This window comes from Providencia sp., assembly GCF_040396775.1.
Classification (GTDB): Bacteria; Pseudomonadota; Gammaproteobacteria; order Enterobacterales; family Enterobacteriaceae; genus Providencia.
Genome location: NZ_JBEBNT010000003.1, coordinates 332,151 through 355,806 on the forward strand (window position 1 = coordinate 332,151; position 23,656 = coordinate 355,806).

At 36.8% G+C, this 23,656-nt stretch carries 27 protein-coding genes and 1 tRNA gene; 14 read left to right on the top strand and 14 right to left on the bottom strand.

Going from position 1 to position 23,656, the window contains the following annotated elements:
• Nucleotides 1-7 precede the first annotated feature (7 nt).
• Nucleotides 8-3,055: a formate dehydrogenase-N subunit alpha gene (gene fdnG / locus ABWP91_RS06120; RefSeq protein ID WP_353242500.1), complete on the bottom strand. Its 3,048-nt coding sequence runs from the start codon at nt 3,053-3,055 to the stop codon at nt 8-10.
• Nucleotides 3,056-3,771: 716 nt separating this feature from the next.
• Here fdnG and ABWP91_RS06125 point away from each other — a divergent pair.
• The 4 genes from ABWP91_RS06125 to yafC all read left to right on the top strand — a co-directional run bounded on the left by ABWP91_RS06125 (nt 3,772) and on the right by yafC (nt 6,386).
• Nucleotides 3,772-4,308, top strand: a complete 537-nt coding sequence (locus ABWP91_RS06125) for a dihydrofolate reductase family protein (RefSeq protein WP_353242501.1) — start codon at nt 3,772-3,774, stop codon at nt 4,306-4,308.
• Nucleotides 4,305-4,877: a TetR/AcrR family transcriptional regulator gene (locus ABWP91_RS06130; RefSeq protein ID WP_353242502.1), complete on the top strand. Its 573-nt coding sequence runs from the start codon at nt 4,305-4,307 to the stop codon at nt 4,875-4,877. The genes ABWP91_RS06125 and ABWP91_RS06130 overlap by 4 nt, the downstream gene beginning before the upstream one ends.
• A 53-nt stretch (nt 4,878-4,930) precedes the next feature.
• Nucleotides 4,931-5,386: a GNAT family N-acetyltransferase gene (locus ABWP91_RS06135; protein ID WP_353242503.1), complete on the top strand. Its 456-nt coding sequence runs from the start codon at nt 4,931-4,933 to the stop codon at nt 5,384-5,386.
• 100 nt (nt 5,387-5,486) lie between these two features.
• Entirely contained in the window at nt 5,487-6,386 is a 900-nt protein-coding gene (yafC, locus tag ABWP91_RS06140) for a DNA-binding transcriptional regulator YafC (RefSeq protein ID WP_353242504.1), read from the top strand.
• 34 nt (nt 6,387-6,420) lie between these two features.
• Here yafC and dkgB read toward each other — a convergent pair whose 3' ends face one another.
• The gene (gene dkgB / locus ABWP91_RS06145) at nt 6,421-7,224 is read right to left on the bottom strand and encodes a 2,5-didehydrogluconate reductase DkgB (RefSeq protein WP_353242505.1); all 804 of its coding nucleotides are present in this window, start codon (nt 7,222-7,224) and stop codon (nt 6,421-6,423) included.
• 379 nt (nt 7,225-7,603) lie between these two features.
• Here dkgB and ABWP91_RS06150 point away from each other — a divergent pair, with 379 nt between their 5' ends.
• Complete coding sequence (locus tag ABWP91_RS06150) at nt 7,604-8,182, top strand: NAD(P)H-dependent oxidoreductase (RefSeq protein WP_353242506.1); 579 nt, start codon at nt 7,604-7,606, stop codon at nt 8,180-8,182.
• 63 nt (nt 8,183-8,245) lie between these two features.
• Here ABWP91_RS06150 and ABWP91_RS06155 read toward each other — a convergent pair whose 3' ends face one another.
• Nucleotides 8,246-8,536 (bottom strand): putative quinol monooxygenase, encoded by a 291-nt coding sequence (locus ABWP91_RS06155; RefSeq protein WP_353242507.1) that lies wholly within the window; start codon nt 8,534-8,536, stop codon nt 8,246-8,248.
• Nucleotides 8,537-8,751: 215 nt separating this feature from the next.
• Complete coding sequence (locus tag ABWP91_RS06160) at nt 8,752-9,318, bottom strand: NAD(P)H-dependent oxidoreductase (protein ID WP_353242508.1); 567 nt, start codon at nt 9,316-9,318, stop codon at nt 8,752-8,754.
• Nucleotides 9,319-9,495: 177 nt separating this feature from the next.
• On the opposite strand from ABWP91_RS06160, the gene ABWP91_RS06165 reads away from it, so the two are divergent.
• Both ABWP91_RS06165 and ABWP91_RS06170 read left to right on the top strand, forming a co-directional pair.
• A complete protein-coding gene (locus ABWP91_RS06165; RefSeq protein ID WP_353242509.1) occupies nt 9,496-9,948 on the top strand; it encodes a hypothetical protein in 453 nt (150 codons plus the stop codon).
• A 198-nt stretch (nt 9,949-10,146) separates the two neighbouring features.
• On the top strand, nt 10,147-10,827 hold the full coding sequence (locus ABWP91_RS06170; protein ID WP_353242510.1) for a Crp/Fnr family transcriptional regulator: 681 nt from the start codon (nt 10,147-10,149) through the stop codon (nt 10,825-10,827).
• A gap of 43 nt (nt 10,828-10,870) precedes the next feature.
• On the opposite strand, the gene ABWP91_RS06175 is transcribed toward ABWP91_RS06170, so the two are convergent.
• Both ABWP91_RS06175 and ABWP91_RS06180 read right to left on the bottom strand, forming a co-directional pair.
• Nucleotides 10,871-11,299 carry a TOBE domain-containing protein gene (locus ABWP91_RS06175; protein WP_353242511.1) on the bottom strand — a complete coding sequence of 143 codons (429 nt, stop codon included), beginning with the start codon at nt 11,297-11,299 and terminating at the stop codon, nt 10,871-10,873.
• Between the two features lie 212 nt (nt 11,300-11,511).
• Nucleotides 11,512-12,024, bottom strand: coding sequence for a hypothetical protein (locus tag ABWP91_RS06180; protein WP_353242512.1), 513 nt, complete (start codon nt 12,022-12,024; stop codon nt 11,512-11,514).
• A 192-nt stretch (nt 12,025-12,216) separates the two neighbouring features.
• Here ABWP91_RS06180 and ABWP91_RS06185 point away from each other — a divergent pair, with 192 nt between their 5' ends.
• The gene (locus ABWP91_RS06185; RefSeq protein ID WP_353242513.1) at nt 12,217-12,936 is read left to right on the top strand and encodes a GNAT family N-acetyltransferase; all 720 of its coding nucleotides are present in this window, start codon (nt 12,217-12,219) and stop codon (nt 12,934-12,936) included.
• A 40-nt stretch (nt 12,937-12,976) separates the two neighbouring features.
• On the opposite strand, the gene ugpQ is transcribed toward ABWP91_RS06185, so the two are convergent.
• From ugpQ to ABWP91_RS06210, 5 genes are all read right to left on the bottom strand, one after another.
• Nucleotides 12,977-13,714 carry a glycerophosphodiester phosphodiesterase gene (ugpQ, locus tag ABWP91_RS06190; RefSeq protein WP_353242514.1) on the bottom strand — a complete coding sequence of 246 codons (738 nt, stop codon included), beginning with the start codon at nt 13,712-13,714 and terminating at the stop codon, nt 12,977-12,979.
• Nucleotides 13,715-13,757: 43 nt separating this feature from the next.
• Entirely contained in the window at nt 13,758-15,095 is a 1,338-nt protein-coding gene (locus ABWP91_RS06195) for a DKNYY domain-containing protein (RefSeq protein ID WP_353242515.1), read from the bottom strand.
• 80 nt (nt 15,096-15,175) lie between these two features.
• Nucleotides 15,176-15,934, bottom strand: a complete 759-nt coding sequence (locus ABWP91_RS06200; protein WP_353242516.1) for a YnfC family lipoprotein — start codon at nt 15,932-15,934, stop codon at nt 15,176-15,178.
• 211 nt (nt 15,935-16,145) lie between these two features.
• Nucleotides 16,146-16,685, bottom strand: a complete 540-nt coding sequence (locus tag ABWP91_RS06205) for a hypothetical protein (protein WP_353242517.1) — start codon at nt 16,683-16,685, stop codon at nt 16,146-16,148.
• Between the two features lie 23 nt (nt 16,686-16,708).
• Complete coding sequence (locus tag ABWP91_RS06210) at nt 16,709-17,038, bottom strand: hypothetical protein (protein ID WP_353242518.1); 330 nt, start codon at nt 17,036-17,038, stop codon at nt 16,709-16,711.
• A 131-nt stretch (nt 17,039-17,169) separates the two neighbouring features.
• On the opposite strand from ABWP91_RS06210, the gene ABWP91_RS06215 reads away from it, so the two are divergent.
• Nucleotides 17,170-17,625: a hypothetical protein gene (locus tag ABWP91_RS06215; protein WP_353242519.1), complete on the top strand. Its 456-nt coding sequence runs from the start codon at nt 17,170-17,172 to the stop codon at nt 17,623-17,625.
• Nucleotides 17,626-17,811: 186 nt separating this feature from the next.
• Entirely contained in the window at nt 17,812-18,615 is an 804-nt protein-coding gene (locus ABWP91_RS06220) for a DUF2931 family protein (protein ID WP_353242520.1), read from the top strand.
• Nucleotides 18,616-19,281: 666 nt separating this feature from the next.
• On the opposite strand, the gene ABWP91_RS06225 is transcribed toward ABWP91_RS06220, so the two are convergent.
• Nucleotides 19,282-19,965 (bottom strand): hypothetical protein, encoded by a 684-nt coding sequence (locus ABWP91_RS06225; RefSeq protein WP_353242521.1) that lies wholly within the window; start codon nt 19,963-19,965, stop codon nt 19,282-19,284.
• A gap of 274 nt (nt 19,966-20,239) precedes the next feature.
• Here ABWP91_RS06225 and ABWP91_RS06230 point away from each other — a divergent pair, with 274 nt between their 5' ends.
• Together ABWP91_RS06230 and ABWP91_RS06235 are read left to right on the top strand one after the other, a co-directional pair.
• Entirely contained in the window at nt 20,240-20,620 is a 381-nt protein-coding gene (locus ABWP91_RS06230) for a nitrogen fixation protein NifS (RefSeq protein ID WP_353242522.1), read from the top strand.
• 264 nt (nt 20,621-20,884) lie between these two features.
• On the top strand, nt 20,885-21,373 hold the full coding sequence (locus tag ABWP91_RS06235; RefSeq protein ID WP_353242523.1) for an isochorismatase family protein: 489 nt from the start codon (nt 20,885-20,887) through the stop codon (nt 21,371-21,373).
• An 827-nt stretch (nt 21,374-22,200) separates the two neighbouring features.
• On the opposite strand, the gene ABWP91_RS06240 is transcribed toward ABWP91_RS06235, so the two are convergent.
• Nucleotides 22,201-22,288, bottom strand: a tRNA-Ser gene (locus ABWP91_RS06240).
• Nucleotides 22,289-22,468: 180 nt separating this feature from the next.
• On the opposite strand from ABWP91_RS06240, the gene ABWP91_RS06245 reads away from it, so the two are divergent.
• Nucleotides 22,469-22,798 (top strand): TusE/DsrC/DsvC family sulfur relay protein, encoded by a 330-nt coding sequence (locus tag ABWP91_RS06245; RefSeq protein WP_219249198.1) that lies wholly within the window; start codon nt 22,469-22,471, stop codon nt 22,796-22,798.
• Nucleotides 22,799-22,805: 7 nt separating this feature from the next.
• On the opposite strand, the gene ABWP91_RS06250 is transcribed toward ABWP91_RS06245, so the two are convergent.
• Complete coding sequence (locus tag ABWP91_RS06250) at nt 22,806-23,084, bottom strand: acylphosphatase (RefSeq protein WP_353242524.1); 279 nt, start codon at nt 23,082-23,084, stop codon at nt 22,806-22,808.
• A gap of 218 nt (nt 23,085-23,302) precedes the next feature.
• Here ABWP91_RS06250 and hspQ point away from each other — a divergent pair, with 218 nt between their 5' ends.
• Nucleotides 23,303-23,623 carry a heat shock protein HspQ gene (gene hspQ / locus ABWP91_RS06255; protein WP_206086681.1) on the top strand — a complete coding sequence of 107 codons (321 nt, stop codon included), beginning with the start codon at nt 23,303-23,305 and terminating at the stop codon, nt 23,621-23,623.
• Nucleotides 23,624-23,656: the final 33 nt, after the last annotated feature.

The window sequence follows — 23,656 nt, forward strand, 5'->3', positions numbered from 1 at the left end:
CCCTCCCTTACGCCTTCTCAATGTTAACTAAGAATGCCTTATACTCAGGAGTCTGAGAGTTAGCATCGCCCACAGATGGCGTTAACGTATTGGTAATGAAACCTTTTTGCGTTACGCCTTCAAAGCCCCAGTGAATTGGCAGGCCAACCGTTTCAATCGGTTTGCCATCAACCATCAGAGTTTGCAATCGTGGTGTCACCACTGCGACCGCTTTGATAAAGCCACGTTTACTGCTAACTTTGACTTTATCGCCCAGTGCAATGCCTTTCGCTTTCGCTAAAGTTTCACTGATTTCCACAAATTGCTCTGGCTGAGCAATCGCGTTTAAGCGAGCATGTTTTGTCCACGTATGGAAATGCTCGGTCAAACGGTATGTGGTTCCTACATAAGGGAAATCTTTGTGATCGCCAAGACGTTTCTTGTCTTCATCAAAAATTCGCGCAGCAGGGTTAGACACCACATTTGGATGCAATGGGTTTGTACCTAATGGCGTTTCAAACGGCTCATAGTGCTCAGGGAATGGCCCTTCTGCCATCTTATCGATAGCAAATAAACGCCCCAACCCTTCAGGTTGCATGATAAATGGACCCGTTCCTACTTCTGGCGCAGATGCGTTAAAGTCAGGAATGTCATTACCCACCCATTTTTTACCGTTCCACTCGATAAGCACACGGTCTTTATTCCATGGTTTACCTTTGGTATCACAAGATGCACGGTTATAAATCACGCGGCGGTTCAGAGGCCATGCCCATGCCCAACCTAATGTATTACCGATACCCGATGGGTCGCTGTTATCACGGTTCGCCATCTGGTTGCCTTTTTCAGTCCAGCAACCGGTATAAATCCAGCAAGACGAAGCCGTTGTCCCGTCATCACGCAGCAATGCAAAAGAGCTGAGTAATTCGCCTTTTTTCGCCTGAAGGTTGCCATCCGCGTCGTAGAGATCAACCAGTGCGACACCGTTGTTCTCTTTTGCCACTTCTTCTGATTCAGGGTGGAATTGTCGTTTATAATTCCATTTCATCTGCATCAGAGGCTCTTGGCCTTGGCCGCCTTCTTTCTCATACATTTCACGGATTTTGTACAAAATACCCGTTAAGATTTGGCCATCATTACGTGCCTCACCAGGGCCATCCGCAGCTTGCCAGTGCCATTGTAACCAACGGCCAGAGTTGGCGATTGAACCATCTTCTTCCGCAAAACAGGTTGATGGCAGACGGAATACTTCAGTTTGAATTGAAGCGGTATCTACGTCATTCATCTCACCATGGTTTTGCCAGAAATTCGCCGTTTCTGTAACTAACGGGTCAACAACCACTAAATATTTCAGCTTACTCAGGCAGCTAACCACTTTATTTTTGTCTGGGAACGACGCAACTGGGTTAAAGCCTTGGCAGATGTAACCGGTGACTTCGTTACGGCTCATCATGTCAAAATACTTCATAACATCATAAGCTTGGTCCCATTTAGGTAACCAATCAAAGCCCCACTGGTTATCGGCTTGCGCAGAATCACCGTAGAACGATTTCATTAAGCTGACGAAGAATTTCGGATAGTTGCTCCAGTAGTTCACCTGATTCGGTAATGTCGCTTTTGGCGTGTTCGCCGTCAGGTAATTATCGACAGTAAGGTGCTTTTCTGAAGGTAACGTCAGGTAACCTGGCAAACTGGTAGATAACAGACCTAAGTCCGTCAGACCTTGAATGTTTGAGTGACCACGTAATGCGTTCACACCGCCACCCGCCACACCCATATTACCGAGAAGTAACTGGATCATCGCCATGGTACGGATGTTTTGTGCACCCACGGTATGTTGTGTCCAACCTAACGCATACAGGAACGTACCCGCTTTTTCAGAGGCACTGGTCGTCGCGAGAATTTCACAAACTTTTAAGAAATCGGCTTGTGAAGTACCACAAATTTTTTCAACCATCTCAGGCGTATAGCGTGAGACGTGCTTGCGAAGTAAATTCCAAACACAACGAGGGTCTTGTAATGTGTCATCGCGCAGAGCGTGACCATTTTCATCAAATTTGTAGTTCCAGCTGGTTTTGTCATAACTCCGTTTGTCAGCGTTATAGCCACTAAATAGGCCATCGTCAAAGTCAAAATCATCTCTGACAATTAATGCCGCATTGGTGTAGTTCTGAACATATTCAGCATTGATTTTATTGTTTTCAATCAGATACAGTAAAACGCCCGATAAGAAAGTAATATCGGTACCTGATCGAATTGGCACATAATGGTCTGCGACTGATGCAGTACGCGTAAAACGCGGATCAATTACAATCAGTGTTGCATCATTATTATTTTTTGCTTCAATTGCCCAGCGGAACCCAACAGGGTGAGCTTCCGCAGCATTACCGCCCATTACGACGACAACATCCGCATTTTTAATATCAACCCAGTGGTTGGTCATCGCACCGCGACCAAATGTTGGAGCAAGACTTGCTACCGTTGGTCCGTGTCAGACACGCGCTTGGTTATCAACCGCCAGCATACCTAGCGATCGTGCGAATTTTTGGGTCAGCATTCCCGTTTCGTTACTAGCAGCGGATGCACATAACATCCCTGTTGATAACCAACGGTTTACTGTCGTACCTTGTTCATTTTTCTCAATGAAGTTTGCATCGCGGTCATCTTTCATTAATCGCGCAATACGCGTGAAAGCATCATCCCAGCTAATGCGTTCCCATTTATCAGAGCCTGGTGCTCTATATTCTGGGTAACGTAAACGATTTTCACTGTGGATGTAATCCAGTAGGCCAGCCCCTTTTGGACATAAAGCACCACGGTTTACAGGGTGGTCGGAGTCTCCTTCGACGTGGAAGATCGCGGATTTAGCATTCATGGCACCATCGCCCATGCTATACATTAATAATCCACAACCGACAGAACAGTAAGTACAAGTATTACGCGTCTCTTTTGAACGTAGTAATTTATATTCACGTACATTAGCTATTGCCATTCCAGGCATAAAACCTAACGCAGCTACAGTTGTACCTGCCATCCCGCCAGCACAGATTTTAAAAAACTTTCTGCGACTAACGTTCATTGCTACCTCTTTATATTTTTTGTATAAATCGGTGTGAGGATAGCAGCCTAATATGATTAGATATTGCCTAAAATCAATTAAAGTGAAAATAAAAGTTTAATTAATATTAACTGAGTAGTTAAACAACGATTAAAATTACCACCAATAGGGTATTTATTGTTAAATTGATTTAGATCAATTGTTACATTTTGAAAAATCAGCAATTTTTGACACTAAAAAAAATAACAGTTTAAGATAAGAATATAAAAAATTAACATTTCGCATAGGGATAATATGTGTTTATTATCTAAAGAATCAGTCCCCCCTTAAAGAGATAAGTATAAACCCTTATTTTAATTCTAAATATCAATCGTTATGTAAATAATAAGCTAATTGATAAAATAAAAACCTTATTATTATTTCTTTCTACCTACATATTTAATTTTAGTTTATTTTAAAAAATATTAATGATATTCGTTTCGCAATGAATAAAGCAAAATACCGTTGATGTTGCAATATTCCGTGCTCCCTCTCAGGGCTATCAAAAATGAGCAAGCCTCAAAACTCATCAATTAAACGATACTTAAGATGACAAGAAACGAAAGAACGAGAAAATTATTGCTCGGGCAGCATGTTGTCAATAACTAAACAAAACAGATATAGCTACATGATTAAAACTAGCATTCCTTTACTTTTGCATTATTATACAGTGTATAATTAAATTCAGAGGTATCATAATGATCACAGGGCATGTCTTCATCGCAACGAGTTTAGATGGCTATATTGCACGTAAAAATGGTGATATTGCGTGGCTTTTACAACAGGATCTGCCTGAAGAAAACCACGGTTACGAAAACTTCATCTGCAACATCGATGCAATCATCATGGGGCGAGGAACATTTGAAACCGTTTGTGACTTCACGCCTTGGCCCTATGAACAACCTATTGTGGCGCTTTCATCCACACTGGCAGTACACCCCGTACCTGAACATTTAATCGGTAAGGTACGGTTTTCAAACCAGACTCCTCTGCAAATCATGCTAATGCTAGAGGCCGAAGGGTGTAAACGTATTTATATTGATGGCGGGCAAGTTGTTCAATCCTTTTTAAAACAAGGGCTAATTCACGACCTTATTATCACTAAAATTCCTATTTTATTAGGTGAAGGGCGTCCATTATTTGGCCCAATACCCCACGATATTTTCCTTAAGCATTTAAATACGCAAAGCTTCCCTTCAGGGTTTATTCAATCCCATTATGAGATAGTTAAATGACAGTGCGAAAACCAGGTCGCCCTAAATCACAACAACTCAATATTTCATCTGAAAATATTATTGCCAAGGCGATAGAGATATTAGATGAAAAAGGGATTGAGCAATTATCCATGCGGTTAATAGCCAAAGAAATGGCTATTACTCCGATGGCACTCTACCATTATTTTTCTGATAAAAATTCATTAATAAAAGCTATTGGCAACACCCTATATCACGATGTTAATGTTACAGATATAAAAGGCGTTCATCCAAAAATAGAAAGCCTGTTATTTAGATACCGTGAAAAAGTGATTCAGTTCCCTCAGATTACGTTAGCGATATTTAATGCATCCGCGTTATTTCCTGAGCAGGCCATTCGCATAACCAAAGAGCTAATTCAATTATTAATCGAGTTGGGGTTATCAACACAGCAAGCCGTCCAATGGGGGCACATTCTCATTGACTATACCCACGGGGAAGCTTTAGCGTCAGCAACCTTAGAATATAATGAGCAAGTTCAAGCTAGAGAAAATTATACCAATGCATTAAAAATGCTCTTAAACAGTACAGGAAGTGGCTTTCAAGAATAATCTTCACTAATATTCTGAGGTCAAACCTCATTTATTCATAAGGTATGTTTATTATGCAAAGGGCTATTGAACTAACTGAACTAACCCCTGCAATGGTAGAAACTTGTGCGCAGCTTTACTGTACAACATACAACAGTGCACCTTGGCATGAATCATGGGACTCCCCAGCTCCCATCACTTCGTTTTTAGAACATCACTTAGCGAATAATTATTTTTTGGGTTATGTCATTAAGTTAAATAACACAATTGTCGGAGCTTGCGTTGGCTTTCAAAAACCATGGAATCAAGGGGTTGAATATTATATTGATGAATTTTTTATCCACCCTAATTTTCAAGGCCAAGGTTTGGGTTCCACACTAATGCAACATGCTCAAGACCAATGTATAAAACATAATTTGAATGCCATTATTCTAAATACTGAGCGAGGTTTCCCTGCAGAAAAATTCTATAAACGCAATGATTTTACTGAACATGAAGGGTTAATTGTTATGTCGAAAATAGTCAAATAAATAACGTTTACGACTATATCCCTTTTGCTCCCTACCACTTTTTATTTCTGCTACTATAACAGCCATCTTTTCTATCATCTTATTGGCTAATAAAATCATTATGAGAGCAACATCTGAAGAAGCCCGCGTTTTTATTGAAGTGGTAGAACAAAAAAGTTTTAGTAAAGCCGCTGATAAACTAAATTTAGCGAATTCCGCAGTGAGTCGGATAGTTAAAAAACTGGAAGAAAAACTGGGGGTCAATTTGCTTAACCGCACCACAAGGCAAATTGACCTAACGGCCGAAGGTGAACTTTATTTTCAACGTATGAGAGCTATCTTGCAAGAAATGCAAGCAGCAGAAAATGAATTACACGAAACGCAAGCTTCCCCAAAAGGCCTATTACGGATTGATGCTGCAACACCGATTGTATTGCATATATTAATTCCTTTCGTGTCTATTTTTCGTAAACAATACCCAGACATTCACTTATCGTTAGTTTCATCAGAAACCTTTGTTAATTTAATCGAACGGAAAGTTGATGTTGCAATACGTGCAGGGCAACTCACCGACTCTAGCTTACGTGCTCGCCCACTATTTAATAGTTACCGCAAGATTATTGCGTCCCCAAATTACCTTGAACAGCATGATAAACCCAAATACCCCCAAGATCTTTTGAACCATACATGCTTAACCTTTACTGAACCTGCCTCATTAAATATGTGGCCAGTTAAAGGCATTGATGGGCAATTAATGGAGGTCACAGAAGGGATATCATCAAATAGTGGGGAGACGTTAAGGCAGCTTTGCTTAGCGGGAAATGGAATTGCGTGCTTGTCTGACTTTATGGTGAATAAGGATATTCAAAATGGCCAATTTGTCGAGGTATTAAAAGAAGACTTACAGCCTGTTCCTTTGCCCTTCCATGCTGTTTATTACAGTGATCGTGTTGTTAGCCAGCGCATTCGCGTTTTTATTGACAGCCTAACTCAATACCTTGCAGAAATTCAGAAGCCATAAAAATTTATGGCCTCTGAATATATAAAGCAATCAATTAGTCCCAGTTTGGTGCTAAACCTTCTGGGCTAACTAAACGGTCATTACAATCTAATTTTGCAATCGCTGCTTTATCGTCACTGTCTAACTGTAATTGAGTTGCTTGTAAGTTACTTAATAAATTTTCACGTTTTGTTGATGATGGAATAACAGAATACCCTTCACCCATTGCCCACGCTAAAATAACTTGAGCAGGCGTTGCATTGTGTTTCTGTGCAATACGTCCAATAACCTCGTCTTTTAATGCTTTACCATAAGCCAATGTCATATAAGAGGTGATATGGATATTGTGCTGTTTCGCCCACTCAACGACTTTTTTATTTTGCAGATAAGGCGATAGTTCGATTTGGTTTGTCGCAATGTTTTCTGCACCGACTGCTGCAATCGCTTTTTCCATTAATGGAATGGTAAAATTAGAAATACCAATTTCACGTGTTAACCCTTGTTTTTTTGCTTCCAATAAAGCTTGCATGAATTCTTCAACAGAAACTGCATCATTTGGCGATGGCCAATGCACCAGTGTTAAATCCACATAATCAGTTTGTAAATCACTTAAACTTTTTTTCAGACTTGGGATAAGTTTATCTTTGCTTAAATTCTCAATCCAAATTTTTGTTGTGATATAAAGCTCACTGCGTGCAACACCGCTTTGTGCAATCGCCTGCCCAACAGCAGCTTCATTCTCATAAATTTGTGCAGTATCCACCGCGCGGTAACCAACATCTAATGCATTTTTTACCGAAGCAATCACCACATCATCTTTTAAACGGAATGTACCAACGCCAATCATAGGAATAGTCATTATGTTTTCTCTCTTAAATTTGTTCACGTTAAACTTCACAAATAATTATTTAGTTAACCTATACTCACAGGCTGAAAACCAACCAATAATTACTGAGGCAATTCGAATGCCACAGAGAATACGATGGAATAATGCAGAGGAAAATAGCCATAAGCTCAATAGACTTTTGCTAAAAAATCAACAATTCCTCTAGTTAATAGCTTTAACTATAAAAATAGTCTTTATAGGCATATCTAGCTAAAACCAGCTTAGTAAAATTATCATTTTAGCCAATAAAACCAAAAAAATTAAAAATAACAATCCATTACTCCGCTTTTTATCTTCATTCTAGTTTGTTAGCCTAAATGCAACTTAGCAATTAGCAAATAAGGTAATACAAATGAAAATTCTTCTTCTCAATGGTGGGCAAACATTTGCTCACTCAGCAGGGCAACTTAATCGTACCTTACACGATGTAGCCAAAACATACCTAAGTGAGTTAGGGCATACTATTCAAGAAACGCATATTGAATCAGGTTACGATATCGAAAACGAAGTTAAAAAATTTCTTTGGGCAGATACGATTATTTACCAAATGCCTGGCTGGTGGATGATGATGCCTTGGATGGTAAAAAAATATATGGATGACGTTTATACTCTTGGTCATGGCCATTTATATGCAAACGATGGTCGAACTCGTCAAGATCCCAGCAAGCAATACGGTACTGGCGGCCTGCTTCATGGAAGAAAATATATGCTTTCAGTGACTTGGAATGCCCCTATCGATGCTTTTGATGAGTTTGATAATTTTTTTGATGGCCGTGGCGTCGATGGCGTTTATTTTGCCTTTCATAAATCACAACAATTCCTCGGATTGAAAAAATTCCCAACCTTTATGGTTAACGACGTAATCAAAGAACCCAATATTGAAAAATATATCAATGATTACAAAACGCATCTCACTGAGATTTTTAAATAGTTAATTTAAAAAAGGAATACAACTGTATTCCTTTTTTATTATTTAGAATAATATGAATTAACTTTATGCAATTTTACTTATTAATTTCACATCTAACAAATCAACTTTATCTTCAATCTTCTTAAGAAAATCTTGTAAGTGTGGTGTAATGTTGTGTTTATCTAATGATTGTTGATCCTGCCATATTTCAAAGAAGATAAATGTATTTGGATTAGCCTTGTCTTGATGTAATTCATACTGAAGGCAACCTTCGTCTCTATTGCTTGGCTCAACAATCGACTTAGTTGCTGATTTTACAAACTCGACTTCATTATCTTTTGCAATTATCGTTGCAACAATTCTTATTTCTGACATAAACTCACCTTATTATAAAAGTAGATAATATTAACTTATCTACTTATAACATAACTCGAAGCTAGAATTTAGGCTTTATTGTTCTATAATTCAGAAAATATATTTCTAATTTTAATCATATTGTTATATTGCAAAAATAGTGTAACTTTAAAATATAATGCAATACATTTTATAATTGCATTATATTTTGTTTATCTCACACTGATGGATATAGACTAAATTTCATTCAATACTGACGCAATAAATTTCAACCGGTGATCATCGCCACCTTGAGTTACACGGTCGCAATTCATCCATCTACTATTTTTAAACCCTACCGCTGTCATGCAATGAAAAATAGCATCACTTACTGGATCACCTTCTTTGACGATGAAATCAGTGGGTTCCTCCGATGTCGTCACAATCGTCGTTTTATTGGTATCTAACAGTGGTAATAGCTTCTGTTGTTGTTCGTTATAATACCAAGCGAAGTCATTTAACATCACTTTATCAAAAAAACCTTTTAAAATAGCAGGCATTCCCATCCACCAAACAGGGAAAATAACAATCACCTCAGAGCTTTCTTTAAGTATTTCTTGGTATTTTCCCACTAAAGGATCAATAAAGTCACCTTTGGCATATAACGCAAGTTCTGCCTCTGTTAAAACAGGGTTGAAGTTATCTGCATGTAAATCGATAAGCTGAAACTCTTTCTTCTTAGTAACTAATTCTTTTTCTATCGTTTCAAGTAGAAAGTGGCAAAAACTACCGCTCCATGGATGTGCATAAATAATTGTTACCATAAAATCCTATCCTCAACATAAAACTGAATGATATAAAATATTACCCTCATTTTTCTCTTTTTATTGTAACTGATTATAAATCAATACTAATGACAAAACGCAAAGATTATTCATACACTGTACAGATAAAACTAACCAGCGTAGCATGATGAAATCATCATATAGCATGAGGCTGCAATGAAAAATCATATTCAATTAGAAATTAAAGACAGCGAAACCACTTTATCTTACTTATCAACTAAAATAAGCTTACCTATTGGAATCAAAAATTTTAATGGTTATAAGTTTCAACACTCTCCTATTACCGCCTATGAAGCAGAAATGGCAATTGAGCATATCGAAAATGCCATTATTCCAGCAAAAAAACAGCTACCTGATGGTGAAATATTACTCTCTAGCAATAATAAAATTCTAGGTTTACTGATAGAAAATAGGCATATTGATAGTGAATTTATAACGGCACCACAAATCGAAGATGCTTTTAATGAATTGGTCAATGTAATTAATGGTAGCCCTATCCATTCAACACAATTACCAACGAATAGCGAGTTCAGTGCTTTTTTATTAATTATAAGGGAAATTACACACCATTGGAGTTTGAATGGTATTACATATAATTACTCACAGTAGAGAAAAAGGACAAAGCCTTATATTTCTAACTTAAATATACTTGAAGATTCTAAAACATCTTTAATATTAATATCCTACACGTTATTTTCAAGCAAGCTGGCAGGGCTATAGCTCTTTAAAAAAGGACATATGTCCTTTTTTAAAGAAGAAAAATTGAGTATGATTCACCTATAATTTTAAGTATAAGTGGCTATTAAAATGAAAAGAGTAAACTCTACAGTAAAGTGTGAAGATTTTATTACTTATCATAACCTTAATGAAATTATTTCTGAAGAAACCCTCGAAAAAGCAAAACTTATCCACATAAAGGCCAAAGAATATTTAATATTTCAAGATAGTGAAATCAGTCACCTTTATTTCCTTGTTGATGGGAAACTGCAAATTGAACGCTATGAAGCTGATGGCAATAAAGTAATTTTTTCATTTGAAAATGCATTTTCTATTATTGGTGATTTAGAACTTTTTCAAAATCATCTTGAACATGATCGTATTTATAATACAATTCAAGCAATTACAGATGCAGACTTGATTGCATTACCTTTATCAATGATCCGGGAAAAAGAAATTTACTCTCCGTTATTTTTGCAGTTTATTTGCCAAAACCTTAGCAAAAAGCTTTATAACACATCACAATTACATTCAAGTGCATCCTATTCCGTTGAATATAAATTAAGGCGCTATCTCGCTTTTGTTGAAAAACAACATGGCGAAAGTTTTAAATTAGAAAATCGTGATTCTTTAGCTGCAATGCTTGGGGTATCCGTAAGACAGTTAAACCGCACATTATCTAAACTCGTCAGTGATAAACTGATCGAACAAAAAGGTAAACAAATTAATATATTAAATATAGAACAGCTCTTAACTTCATTTCAAAAGTAGAAAAGGCCGCCAATGGCAGCCTTTTCATGAAATAAGAATATAATTACTTTTTAGTCGCTAAAATAACTGCGGAAGCCTTAATTATTGCAGTAACTTTACTGTTCACCGCTAGCCCCATTTCAACTGTACTATTATTGGTTACTACAGCAGATAATAATGTTCCTGCATCCGTTTTTAAATTAACGACTGAGTTTACACTACCTTTCTCAATTGACTCTACTTTGCCATTGAATTGATTGCGTGCTGAAAACTGGTATTCTTGTGCATCAGATACAAGGACAACCCAAGGCGCTTTAATCACCGCAACCGCTTGTTTACCTTTTTCTAATCCTAACTGCTTAGTACTGTTTTTAGTGATGATTGCAGCAATGCTTTCGCCATTGCCTAAATTTAAAATAATTTCATCATTTACTGAGCCAACAACAACAGACTCAACAATACCCGTAAGTTGATTTCTTGCAGAGATAGTCATATTACATCCTTTTAGATTATTCATTACTAATTATCTAATAATAAGCTTTCTTGCTATACCTTTTCAACCATCGTGCCAAAAGGCTTGTAATCAAAAGACGATAAATTATGGAGATATTCCTATGAAAACCATACCGAATCATGAATATGATCTAATTATGGTACCCTAAAATCACATTAATATGCTATTTGAAATAGTTATCGAGTTCACATTTACTCACTATTCTTTAATATTGGGTGCTCTTTTTTAAAATTATGTTCATGATCGTGACCTCGTGATTTCAAAACAACATATTCTTTTTTGCAATCTGTTAAAAACTGCAAAGAATTCGTTTTACCCGTTAGTCTATCAATTAAAAAAAGACTAATCGTTTTTTGTTTTGGAGAAACTATTTCTACAATATGCCCATCATCATGATAGTAATCGCCTTTATTAATTACCACATTAAAATCTTTGATACTCTCAACTCGGTGTTGTTCTTTGCTTTCATTTAAAGGAAATCCAGCATATTCACCTACTTCAAAATCACGAATGTTTATTACGTCATTAAAGAAAAATACTTTTGCGATAGGCGCCGCAGTTGGAAACGTGAAACTGCCATTTCTTTCGTGTGATATTTGGTTAATGGATTGGTCAATATCACAAGTATAAACTAGTGTTGAATTAGGGGCTTGGCACCCAACTAAAACCATTACAGTAGCAAATAAAAAACCTATTTTTCTCATCTCAGTCCCTGATATTAAATAAAAAATAAAATGTAGCTTAGTATAAACATTGAGAGATCAAAGCTGAAATTTTAAGCGTAAGGAAATGTTTTTATTTAAACTGGCACCTTTCTATTTATAAAAAGTGGCACTTTTATCAAACCACAATTCACTTATATTAATACAATTATGTTTTTTAAAGGAATACCATTTATGCAAATAGAAAATGAATTTGGCCAGCCAGTTGGTCGGCTCGTTCTCAATTGGTCCCCTCGCCTATTACCTCAAAGAATCCAACTAGATGGCAATCACTGCCGAATCAAACCTCTTGATATTTCACATGCTGAAAGCTTGTATCAATCTTTTTCTCAGTCACCAGATAAACGTAGCTGGACTTGGTTGTCTGACGAAGCGCCTCAAAATTTACAACAATATAAAAATTGGGTCCATCACGTTACACAAAAAAGTGATCCACTCTTTTTTACTATTTTTGATAAACAAAATGGTGCTGCGATTGGTGTATTTTCGTTAATGAGAATAGATGCAAACAATGGTGTTGTTGAAGTCGGTCACGTGCATTTCTCCACATTGCTCAGTGGAACAATAATGTCAACCGAAGCACATTGGCTACTAATGCAATATGTATTTAATTCCTTAGGCTATAGGCGCTATGAATGGAAGTGCAATAGCTTGAATAACCCTTATCACCGAGCTGCATTACGTTTAGGGTTTCACTATGAAGGGCGATTTCGAAATGCGCTAGTGACAAAGGGACGTAATCGAGATACCGACTGGTTTTCTATTATTGATAGTGAATGGCCAATGGTAAACGACGCATTACAAGCTTGGTTATCAGACTCTAACCACATCAATAACAAGCAAATTAAGTCCCTTTCGACTATTCGAAAAAGTTTATTGCTGGTTGAGGGCTAAATGTGAATAGCCCCCGCTGGGGTTATTCACATGCTAGAAATTAAACGAAATTTGGGCCAATCACATCAATTCGATCAGTGCAAACAGCATCAACGCCCCATCGTAACAGTTCCGTTGCTCGTGCAGGCTTATTGACGGTATAAACCAATATGCGCAATCCCGCCTGTTTGAGCATTTTTACGCGCGCTTCATCTAAAAGTTGATGATTCAAATGAATAGAAATACAGGTAAGTTGTCTAGTCAGCTGCTGCCAGTCATCCCGCCATTCATCGAGTAATAAGCCCCTTGGTAACTCAGGAGCCGCTTTTTGAGCCGCCTCTAACGCCTCTATTGAAAATGATGATAATAATGGTGCCACTTGCCCCTTCCAAAGATCTCTCGCTGCCAATGAAACCAAGGTACCCGTTTCAACCTCTAACCCAGTAGTCGGTTTAATTTCTATATTGGCCATCATGCCATGTTGCCGACAACGTTCTGCAACTTGCTCAAGGGAAGGTAAGTGCTGACCTGCAAACTCGGCGCTATACCAACTTCCGGCATCAACAGTGAGTAATTGTGCCCAACTCAGTCGCCCTGCAATACCAATTCCATCACTCGTCCTCTCTAACGTATCGTCATGCAATAGAAAAATTTGGCCATCTGCGGATAGTTTTGCATCAAACTCAATCATTGTATGCCCAAAGCGCGCACCAACATCAATTGCAGCTAAGGTATTTTCAGGTGCAAGTTTACCGCCACCTCGGTGTGCGACAATATGCGGATAAGGCCAATTACTCATAAACGGTATTCCTGTTGGCTAGCGAAAAATATTCTTCTTTTATTTAATCATCATTAGAGAATAGCGTTAATATATCAAATATTTCTTTTTTATATTTTGTTTCTGCATGCAAAATCTCAATATTCGGCACTGCTTGCAAGTCACCATTCTTCACCATTTGGCGAATGTCATCAGGTCGCAATGGCTCTTCTAATAACCGATTAACTGTTGTTTCATCCGCTATCTTATATATCGTTTGAAAGATCAATTGTGCAGTCCCTAAACGGTCAAAATAATAAACTTGGGAGCCTTTTCGCCATACTTCAGCATAATGGTGGTTTGTTACATTACCTATTTTTACCCAAGGCTCTACACTTTCACTTTGCAATTGATAGAAACTTGTTCGGCGAGATATTAATCCAGGAGAGCGGTTACCTCCCCATTTTTCAGAACTACTTACATAATATGTTTTATTATCACAATAAAATATTAATGGTGAAATTTCAGGACACCCTGTTGCAGGAAGCGGGTTATCCCCCGCCCGACATATTTTTTCTTTTTTCTTATCATAAAAATACACACCATTCTCGGATAAAAATAATGCATGATTAACATGAGCCCCGTATCGGCTAATGATTTGGTAAGGTGCAAATTCAGAGGGAAATAATAAATTATTTACGGCTACATCACCCGACTGAGGGGAAAAGAGGTACTCTTCATCATGTAGATTGCCTACATCAAAACTGTATAAATCATCATTGTCTTTCAAAGCAAGTTTGTCTTGCTGATAATAAACAGACCTTCCATCATGAAAGAATAATGTGCTTTCCCAAAGGGTATTATTTAGGCGCATAAAATTGACAGCACGTAAGTTTTGAGCATCAGCATCGATCATCACATGCCCTTTGAAATAAACCTGCTCCCCATCATCAAGAATATTTCTGTTTCCAATCAGTTGGTACGTTTTATTTGACTTCGGTAATCGCTCTAAAGGGTAATAATATCTCGGTGGCTTTTCACCTAGCTCCCAGCCAAATAGCCATGCTTGCCACAAATATTCTAAGCCTGAAAGCTCATTATTTACTTGTGATATTGATGAACAATAAATGATTGTTTCACCATCCGTAAAATAATCATTACCAATAGATTTTGCTGTTTTAGGATTAAACTGCGGGACAATATTATTGCCGCAATAGCTATTTTTAGCGTCAACAGCAAACTGCGTGTCACGAAGGTGGCCTTCTATCGTAAGTACATTAAAGCTATTAGGGTCTGCTTCTTCGATGGCATATACCCCGTCACTAGGAACATTTGCATAAATTTTGCCATTATAGTGCGTAAAAATACTATAGCCTATTCGTTCGCCTTCATGGCTAATTTCAAAACTTGTTACCTTATTCATTGACAAAATGACGCCTGACAAGAACAAACAAGCAAAAAATAATATGCTGGCACTTATATACGCCACTATTTTTTTATTAATCAATAAAATTTCGCTTCTGTTTTACTACTTTTAGCCAGTTTGACCGTCTTACCGTTAGAGTTCAAGGTAAGTATAAAATTACACTGATAAGCAATGTTACGCCTATCATAATCACATTTTGAATCAACCAATAAAATAGTTTGCCCTAATGCTCGAATATCCATTGTATGGTCAAACGCTTTGGTGAAATCTTTACCATATGTTATTAACGTCTCTGAAATAACGTTATTACCCTTATAATATTTAATTTCTGTTGGTAACTTATGCTCATTGTAGTTGTTTTCACCAAATTTTTCTTTCGTATCCGCGATTACTGAACCTGTGATAAATCCATATTTATTATATTGATAGACTAACTCACCGTTAGTATCTTTCCGTGAAACTATTTGACAATTTTTACCAATAGACATTTCCACTGGCCCATTCGCATCTGTGCCAATAAGTTTATTTTTCACTTTTTTAACAGAAAGATAGTTATGTGTACCACTAAGGTATTCGTCTTTTTTCTGGTTATACCTAAAGCTTTCAACGCAACCGTCACGCCCAATTTTCAATTGGGACTCATAGTTAATGGTTTTATCATCGTTATAAACCACCGTATTCAATTGCTTGATATTTCCACGCACAGGATTAAAGTCGTATAGCTGAGCTAAATTGAACACGACTGGGTTATATTGCTGTTCTTGAAAAGCCAAGGCTCCAAAAGAGGTAAAAAAAACAATCGCCTGCGCCATTGGTAATACAATTTTATGATTCATTTTTATTTTATATACCCTTAATACCGGTATTCTACGTTAGCTATCATATTTATTAATTTTACTTAGCATTTATACTATCAGGTTTTTGGCAAATGTCAGGTATTGACGGTAATTAAAACTACAAACCGCCCTCCCCCTTTCCTTTAGCCAAAAATATGAAATTAAAAAAAATTTTTAGAGGGAAAGTGATGAAGGCTAACAGGTATGTTAATTAGACCTCTTTAGGAATCGCGTATTTTAAATTGATTTTAGGTGAATTGGCTAAGTGGCGATTAGCCTTTTCCATTAAGTATTCCGCTATTTCTGCTGAAGTCAAATTATCTAACCCCTCATCATCAATACCAAACCATTCATTTGGCCAATAAATCAGATCCGACGGGTTTGCATCAAAATTAACATCAAGTAAATTTATTGCATAATCTTGTTCAGAGTCACTGCCTTGCGCACTGCAAATAAACTCTAAAATTTGAATGAGCTCCTCATAAAGTAAATCATCAAGATATTTCACCTGATTAAGTGCGGAGCGCGTAAACTCCTTAGCACTTGTCCACGATGAATAATCATGAAAATCACTAAACTCACAAGGCGATACAACCCCTGCATTCCATTCCAACATCATTGATTTAAGCTTTTTATCATCCTCCTTAGCACCATGATCAATTTCATTCGTTATTTGTTCTAATAACTCAACTCGCTTTTTTAATTTCGTACGGCTAGTATTAATTGGCTTTAATCGCTCAGGAAGATGCATAATCACGTCCTTACTTAACAAATTTATAAATTTATATCATTGATTAAATTAAAATTATTATTTATTGATGAACTAAATCTTGCTCGTGAATATTCATAGTCCTTCGTATTTTCAGAAAGATCATTGCATTTATTCTTATCGAGAGCCTCCTTTTGTGCTCTTTGTGTAATTTCGCTGTTTAATCTTTTTATATCATAAGCGCGATCAAACCCTTGTAGATCCAGCGCTAAGTTTTCGCCAAGCGCTTTACATAATTGCTCATTATTCAATATGTTGATGTTATCTGTATTCACCCTATAATTTGTACAACCTGACATTAGCATTACAAAAAATAAACAATAAAGAATTTTCACGAGGTATGGCCTTTTTAAATTTATAAAAAACAATTTCAAAAGTCAGTATAATATAAATGAGTCTCATTATTATGGGCAAAAGGGTTTAATTTTAAGTTAGCTGTTTATAAAATAAACATAAGAGGATTAGAATGGTCTTACGTCATTTGATGCTTGGCTTATGTATCATATTGCCGATTTCAGGATGGTCAAACCCAACGAATGCCATAGAAAACAGTCCAGAAATTCTCAGTGATAATTGGGTTCTCTGTTTAACGGAATATACAAAAAAGCAAGCTTCAAACACAAAAAATAGAGAAGATATCATCGCTAAAAACGCCTATAAGACATGTAAAAAAAGTGGTGATGCATTACTAGCACTCGATATTGAAGAAAATATTAACCTAGCGTTAGAGCACCCTGATACCTCTAAAAACCCCGTTGAATTAAATGCCCTCAAAAAACGTATAAAAATAGAACAAGAAAAAATATGGGAAAACAACTTTAACGAACGAATGGTTCCAATGCTTAAATGTATTGTGCTTTATACTCGAAATGGCCAAAACGATTACTGCGATGCTTTGGTATCTGCGGGTTTGTCTCAATAGAAAACCTGGTTTGATAAAAATAATATTATCTACCTCACACAATGGAATGTACCAAGAATAAGATATCTAAAATTTAAAAATATGTTTGCTTGACTGAGGGATCGGACTCAATAAACAACAAGAGACTAATGAAAAATTATTATTTAGTAGTTCTAAAAAAGCAAAAGACAACTAAAGGATACTCCAATGAAAGTATATAAAAGGCAGCTTTTTTTTCTTATATCTTGTTTGATGATGAGACCTGCTATGGCAAATGAATACCAAGTGGATATTGGATGGGCTCCAGGATTTATTTCTGAATACAATAATACGCAGACATATATTACAGATTCATCAGGAAAAATAATTACCCATTTTGGAGGAAGAAACGCTGCCGGTGGAGCATTAGGCACAGGTGTGCAAAACTCATCTAGAGCAGACTTTCAAACCCCAAGCACCATGCTTGTAACGTGGCTATCTTTCAAAGATGGTAATTTTTGGCAAGCTAAAATAGTTTTACCTGAAAAAGAAATATCACAAATGTTTAATGAGAAAATTCAGGGCATTTTTGTGTCTCACCCACACCAGAAAGTTCAGAGATATAACAAACTTGTTGTTAATGTAGGGCCACAAGGAAAAGTGTATGTTTTTCTTGGTGGGGCAGACATTAAATTAATTGGTAAATATCAAGGCCAAATAATAGACATCCCCTGGGAAACCCATATTAAAAATACTTGGTCAAGTTCACCAGCCCAACCTATTACAAAAAATCAATATATAGCAAGGATCCAAGAATCACGTAAAGATACACTAAAACTGGCCGAACAATTCAATGAAAATATATTTGGTCCTATCAACTGGAAATTGACGACAAATCACCCCAACCAATTGATCGCCTATACATCTAAGATGATTAATGGTGAAGATCAAAGCGTTTTAGATAATATCGAACAAACAACTTTACATTCCATTCCCAAACTATTTATTTTTGACGTAAAAAGGGGGTTCTAAAATATCGCGTTATCGAGTGAGATTAGACCCTGAAATTTATGCCTTCTTTCACAAATACTTTGATTCTAAAAGCCTTGTAAACTTTAATATAATTTTCTCTAATTCGAATGAAGCAAATTTATATCTGGAACAAGGAGCAACAAAACTTGAATTTAAAAAAATTGATATTGAAGAAATGGAGCGTTAACTTAGCCCATATGTATCATCTAAAGGGGGTGATTTTCAATAGACGTTAGTATACGTTGGAATAATAGGATTTAGTTGGAATGCTTGTTTTAACTGGGGTTAGGAGACTTTAGTAGACTTGATTAGAAGTGAAGATGGCGGAGGAAAGAACCATACACAGCGACCATTTAATTGATATTCAATGATTATTTAAATTCCAACTTGAATTCTATACAAATTTCTAGACAACCAAGGTCATCGCTAGGCGGTTTTTGATGTCTGTTTTTGTTTGTCTTAATGAAACATCTGTGTTGCATAAAGATCATCAATGATAGTTTTATTGCATTTAATGAAACGACAACCAGAAAGAACCCTAACCTTAAACTGTCATATATTCTTGTCACAAGATTATTTCAAGTCACGATGGCAGCGTTAAACCGGTAAAGTAAGTTCTTTGTTTAACGCTATATTTTGGAGAAACAATCGTCGTTTTTGATTGTTTTAATTACTAGAAAAGTTACTTATTACTTCATACGTTAATGAATTATCAGAGCTATTTATAATTTTCAACTTAACATTTTCATAAGAAATAATATTGCTTTCTTTAAGGCTATATTGAATGTTGTTACCAAACCCTTGATTTTCTATGTTTGAGCCTATTTTTCTATAACTAATATCTACAATTTGATCATTTATCCCATTAAAAATTAAAGCCTGCTCAAATGAATTACCATCGGAATTATTCAACTTAAGATATTCAATCTTAGCCTTATCGCTACAAACAGCAATATTAACATCTGTCACGATACAAATCTCATTAGCATCAGACCCTTTTTTTATTAAAATTGAACTCCATGGTTGACCGAGAGCCTCAACAACTACAGAACCAGAGTCAATAGTTTGAGTTGGCATATAAAAATCTCCTTTATCGCTTGAACCAACTTTTTTGAATACACCAGGAATAATTTTATAAGCCAGATCTATTTGTATTGGGTTTAGTACCTTAATCGCACTCAGTTCACTTATCTCACCTTCCCTTACTAAACTTTGACCTACGGTCGCACGATTAACACTCCCTACTTTTGGCTCGCTTATTTTATACGGGTCTGGGGTGTAATTATATTCAGTCACGGCACATCCAGATAAAGCAAAAACACAGCCAACTGAAACTAATAAATTTTTCATTTTTATAAAACTCTCGTTATGAACACAAATAGACATCAAAGATTACATTTACATACAGATTCTAGCAAGTAACTATCTGCGCCCCTGTTAGCTGATAACCATTAAACCATTCATAGCGACCGGTAGCAGTTACTTTGTTTCCTTTCTGGCAGGTCATAAGCCCATAGGCATATCCAACACTTAAACTAAGCAAGAGATGTCAACAATAAAATTGACACTCACATTAGTGAGTATGATAATCATTTTCATGTGTGAGTTTATCTTAGGGAGCAATATGGAAAAGAAAAAGATTTATTTAATTTATAGCCGAAGCCCTACACTTGGAAGGACTGCGTTTCCATGGATTAGTGGCTCTAGCCTTGTTGCTCGCTTTCTCGAAGGAAACACAGTTGAAAACTATGTATCGGCCTTACAAAATGAGATAAACAAAATTAACTTAGATTGGGAGGCTTGTCCTGACAATACAGAATCGGATATTGAAAAATTAATATCCCAAAATGCAAAATTACTCATTTGCACTCCTAGTCTAAGGTTTCAATTTAACAGAACTGGATTTGATAAAAATAATATTATCTACCTTAGCTCAATGGAATACGCCAATAACGTAATCACTCGCGTTTTAAAGAGAATTAATGAGATAGATAATTTGCAGTAGACTACATGCGGGATAATCCCGTATGTATCTATAAGCTATTGATTATGCTTCATTCCATTAAATCGACGGAATCAAAATACAGCTGACCACTTTAAACCTTGTGGTTGGTTTCCATTTGCCAAAGCGCGTCTTCACTGTAAACCATTGTGGAAACCTCGCCGTAATCTTGCCGCTTATAATTAATATTTAACAATAAAATTTATTGTAATTTCTATCGTCCTATTTCATATTCAAATAAAACTTAACCAAAATTAACGAGGCATTATGAACAAGGCATTAATTATTATAGACGCACAAAATGACTATCTTTCTGATGGTCGGTTTCCTTTATGGAATATTGATACTACTTTGGAGCATATATCCAATAAAATTTCAGAGTATGAAAAAAATGGCGGCACTGTGATTTTCATTCAGCATTTATCACCACAAGGAGCCGCTTTTTTTGATGAAACAACAGATGGTTGTGAACTTATATCTAAACTCACTAGCTTATCTCCAAACCATTTTGTTGTGACTAAAAAGCACGGTAATTCTTTTGATGAAACAAATCTCAATGACTTGCTTATAGCCCATGATATTAGTCATATCGAATTATGCGGGATGATGACTCAGAACTGCGTCCTATTTACTGCTATTTCTGAACAAGCAAAGAAATACAAACTAACCGTGTTAGGTAATTGCTGTACAAGTGTTTCACCTGTAATCCATGCGGTAGCACTGAAAGGTCTATCTAGAATAACGAATGTTATTTAAATTACTATAAATACTCACCAAGGCTACGTGCTCGTAGCTTTTTTTATTTTCTTTCGGTAATTCATTGATATTTATTCAGAGGACAAATTTGCCCTGTGGGTATCGCAATACTTATTTGCATTATGGTTACTTTTATCTCATGGCCATGATTATAATATTGCCAGCCAGTGACAAGCCTCCGATTTCAGAGCTTCTTAATGCTACAATAACTAATATTAAATTTGTTGAGGTTAATTTATGTCACACAATAGCTCTAAGGCGAAAGTTATTAATCCTGAATTACCTTTAAACCAAAGAGTTTCAAATGCTAGAAGCTGCGCTAATCATGTCGCATTAAGGCTAGGGATAACCAGAGTAGAGTTATTTGCTCTCATTAAAAACTCTACAAGCGTCGATATGGAACAGCCCAAAATGAAGAAGAACTGATGAGAGCATTTCACTATTTTGAGCAACTATAACAGTGATTGCCCCTGCAGGTAGGCTAACTCCATCATAACGGCTTCTATTGCTTCACGTTGTAACATGGCTATACCTTGATTGTGCTGATTGAAATAACCAACGTGACGGTCTCGATAAAATCAAATAGTTAACGATACGAATAATATCATTTCGCTGCGTACCTACTGCATACCATTTAATTTTTAACGTGATTTAGAAACTTGTTTGACGTGATGTCAGGTTTTAATGTCAACTTTTGACAATAATAGCGGCAATGTTATCGTCCTGTTCTTTCGTGCTATCAGGACACTGTGAAAAGAGTTGTTTTAGTTAAATGCTTGATTTACTTGGGATTGGAAGACGTTGGAAGACGTTACTAGAAGTGAAGATGGCGGAGGAGGAGAGATTCGAACTCTCGGATGGTTTCCCATCGGCGGTTTTCAAGACCGCTGCCTTCAGCCGCTCGGCCACCCCTCCGCAATGACGTGCACTATAAACATCCTCTCTTTGGATGTAAACCCCTAACTTGTTCGTTCGCCTTAAAAATATACGCATTTCAGCCTGTTAGGTGAAAATATCAACATTTTGATTCGTTTGCTTGGGTTATGGGATGATTTTTGCTAAATTTGTGCTCTGTTTTTTTGGGATTAAAAAAGTATGTTGCTGTTTAACAATCAAGAAATTGAAACGGATCCACAAGGTTATCTACTTGATAGCCAGCAATGGTCAGAGGAACTGATTCCCTTACTTGCACAAGAAGAAGGTATTGAGCTAACTCATGAGCACCTTGAAATCATTCGTTTCGTACGTAATTTCTACTTAGAATTTAATACATCTCCCGCAATCCGCATGTTAGTCAAAGCGGTTTCACAACAATTTGGGGAAGAAAAAGGCAATAGCCGCTATTTATACCGACTCTTTCCGAAAGGGCCAGCCAAACAAGCAACTAAACTTGCTGGCTTGCCTAAGCCAGTGAAGTGCATTTAATTTTCGACTAATAGCGGACGCTAAAATCCGCTATTGGAGTAGTTTGCCAGTTTTCACTAAAAAAGTGGTCAATTTTTGCACCTGGTGGCCCACCTGCTTTCAGCCAGTCATCAACAAATTCGATATCTTGCACTGTGCCATAAATGGCCAGTTTTACACTGCCATCATCACGGTTACTCACGAAGCCCTTGAGCCCATTCTGATTTGCCCAATGGTAGGTTTGGTAACGAAAACCAACCCCTTGTACTCGCCCATAAATATAAAAGTAACGGCCAGATGTTGTCATGTTCGTCTCCCTTTTAGAGCATAATCGAGTCATTCTCTTTTTTAGCTGTTGTTTTTTACGCATTGAACAGATAATCTGCTGTTGAGGCACTGCTTTTTCAACGTTGCGTATAAAGACAGTGTATTGCGTTATTGCTAATTGTCCATACGTTAACTTGAAAACGCGCAGCACTGCCCACATATAGATTGAAGTACAAGCAAGGCTTTTAGGAGGTCGCTATGATGATCACCAGTAAATATGGAATCGGGCAACAAGTCAGACACAAACTTCTCGGCTACTTAGGGGTCGTTGTTGATGTGGACGCTGAATACTCGCTCGAACAACCACATGATGATGATATTGCCTCAAACAGTACGCTACGCGATCTGCCTTGGTATCATGTTGTTATGGAAGATGACAACGGGGATGCTGTTCATACTTATTTGGCTGAAGCACAAATTACTTATGAATCTGCGGATGACCATCCTGAACAACCGTCGATGGATGAACTTGCAGAGTCAATAAGGTCTCAGTTGCAGGCACCGCGTCTGCGAAACTAATTTTTCTTGTCATTAATGAACGCAACCGTAAAG

Excerpts from the sequence above, each read along its gene's own strand:
- ABWP91_RS06245 (WP_219249198.1), top strand. The coding sequence starts at position 22,469 with ATGTTGCTGTTTAACAATCAAGAAATTGAAACGGATCCACAAGGTTAT.
- ABWP91_RS06205 (WP_353242517.1), bottom strand. The coding sequence starts at position 16,685 with ATGCATCTTCCTGAGCGATTAAAGCCAATTAATACTAGCCGTACGAAA.
- ABWP91_RS06150 (WP_353242506.1), top strand. The coding sequence starts at position 7,604 with ATGAAAATTCTTCTTCTCAATGGTGGGCAAACATTTGCTCACTCAGCA.
- ABWP91_RS06135 (WP_353242503.1), top strand. The coding sequence starts at position 4,931 with ATGCAAAGGGCTATTGAACTAACTGAACTAACCCCTGCAATGGTAGAA.
- ABWP91_RS06220 (WP_353242520.1), top strand. The coding sequence starts at position 17,812 with ATGAAAGTATATAAAAGGCAGCTTTTTTTTCTTATATCTTGTTTGATG.
- ABWP91_RS06125 (WP_353242501.1), top strand. The coding sequence starts at position 3,772 with ATGATCACAGGGCATGTCTTCATCGCAACGAGTTTAGATGGCTATATT.
- ABWP91_RS06200 (WP_353242516.1), bottom strand. The coding sequence starts at position 15,934 with ATGAATCATAAAATTGTATTACCAATGGCGCAGGCGATTGTTTTTTTT.
- dkgB (WP_353242505.1), bottom strand. The coding sequence starts at position 7,224 with ATGACTATTCCTATGATTGGCGTTGGTACATTCCGTTTAAAAGATGAT.
- ABWP91_RS06170 (WP_353242510.1), top strand. The coding sequence starts at position 10,147 with ATGAAAAGAGTAAACTCTACAGTAAAGTGTGAAGATTTTATTACTTAT.
- ABWP91_RS06185 (WP_353242513.1), top strand. The coding sequence starts at position 12,217 with ATGCAAATAGAAAATGAATTTGGCCAGCCAGTTGGTCGGCTCGTTCTC.
- ABWP91_RS06230 (WP_353242522.1), top strand. The coding sequence starts at position 20,240 with ATGGAAAAGAAAAAGATTTATTTAATTTATAGCCGAAGCCCTACACTT.
- ABWP91_RS06155 (WP_353242507.1), bottom strand. The coding sequence starts at position 8,536 with ATGTCAGAAATAAGAATTGTTGCAACGATAATTGCAAAAGATAATGAA.
- ABWP91_RS06180 (WP_353242512.1), bottom strand. The coding sequence starts at position 12,024 with ATGAGAAAAATAGGTTTTTTATTTGCTACTGTAATGGTTTTAGTTGGG.
- ABWP91_RS06160 (WP_353242508.1), bottom strand. The coding sequence starts at position 9,318 with ATGGTAACAATTATTTATGCACATCCATGGAGCGGTAGTTTTTGCCAC.
- hspQ (WP_206086681.1), top strand. The coding sequence starts at position 23,303 with ATGATGATCACCAGTAAATATGGAATCGGGCAACAAGTCAGACACAAA.
- ABWP91_RS06195 (WP_353242515.1), bottom strand. The coding sequence starts at position 15,095 with ATGAATAAGGTAACAAGTTTTGAAATTAGCCATGAAGGCGAACGAATA.
- ABWP91_RS06175 (WP_353242511.1), bottom strand. The coding sequence starts at position 11,299 with ATGACTATCTCTGCAAGAAATCAACTTACGGGTATTGTTGAGTCTGTT.
- ABWP91_RS06225 (WP_353242521.1), bottom strand. The coding sequence starts at position 19,965 with ATGAAAAATTTATTAGTTTCAGTTGGCTGTGTTTTTGCTTTATCTGGA.
- yafC (WP_353242504.1), top strand. The coding sequence starts at position 5,487 with ATGAGAGCAACATCTGAAGAAGCCCGCGTTTTTATTGAAGTGGTAGAA.
- ABWP91_RS06235 (WP_353242523.1), top strand. The coding sequence starts at position 20,885 with ATGAACAAGGCATTAATTATTATAGACGCACAAAATGACTATCTTTCT.
- ABWP91_RS06130 (WP_353242502.1), top strand. The coding sequence starts at position 4,305 with ATGACAGTGCGAAAACCAGGTCGCCCTAAATCACAACAACTCAATATT.
- ABWP91_RS06250 (WP_353242524.1), bottom strand. The coding sequence starts at position 23,084 with ATGACAACATCTGGCCGTTACTTTTATATTTATGGGCGAGTACAAGGG.
- ugpQ (WP_353242514.1), bottom strand. The coding sequence starts at position 13,714 with ATGAGTAATTGGCCTTATCCGCATATTGTCGCACACCGAGGTGGCGGT.
- ABWP91_RS06215 (WP_353242519.1), top strand. The coding sequence starts at position 17,170 with ATGGTCTTACGTCATTTGATGCTTGGCTTATGTATCATATTGCCGATT.
- ABWP91_RS06165 (WP_353242509.1), top strand. The coding sequence starts at position 9,496 with ATGAAAAATCATATTCAATTAGAAATTAAAGACAGCGAAACCACTTTA.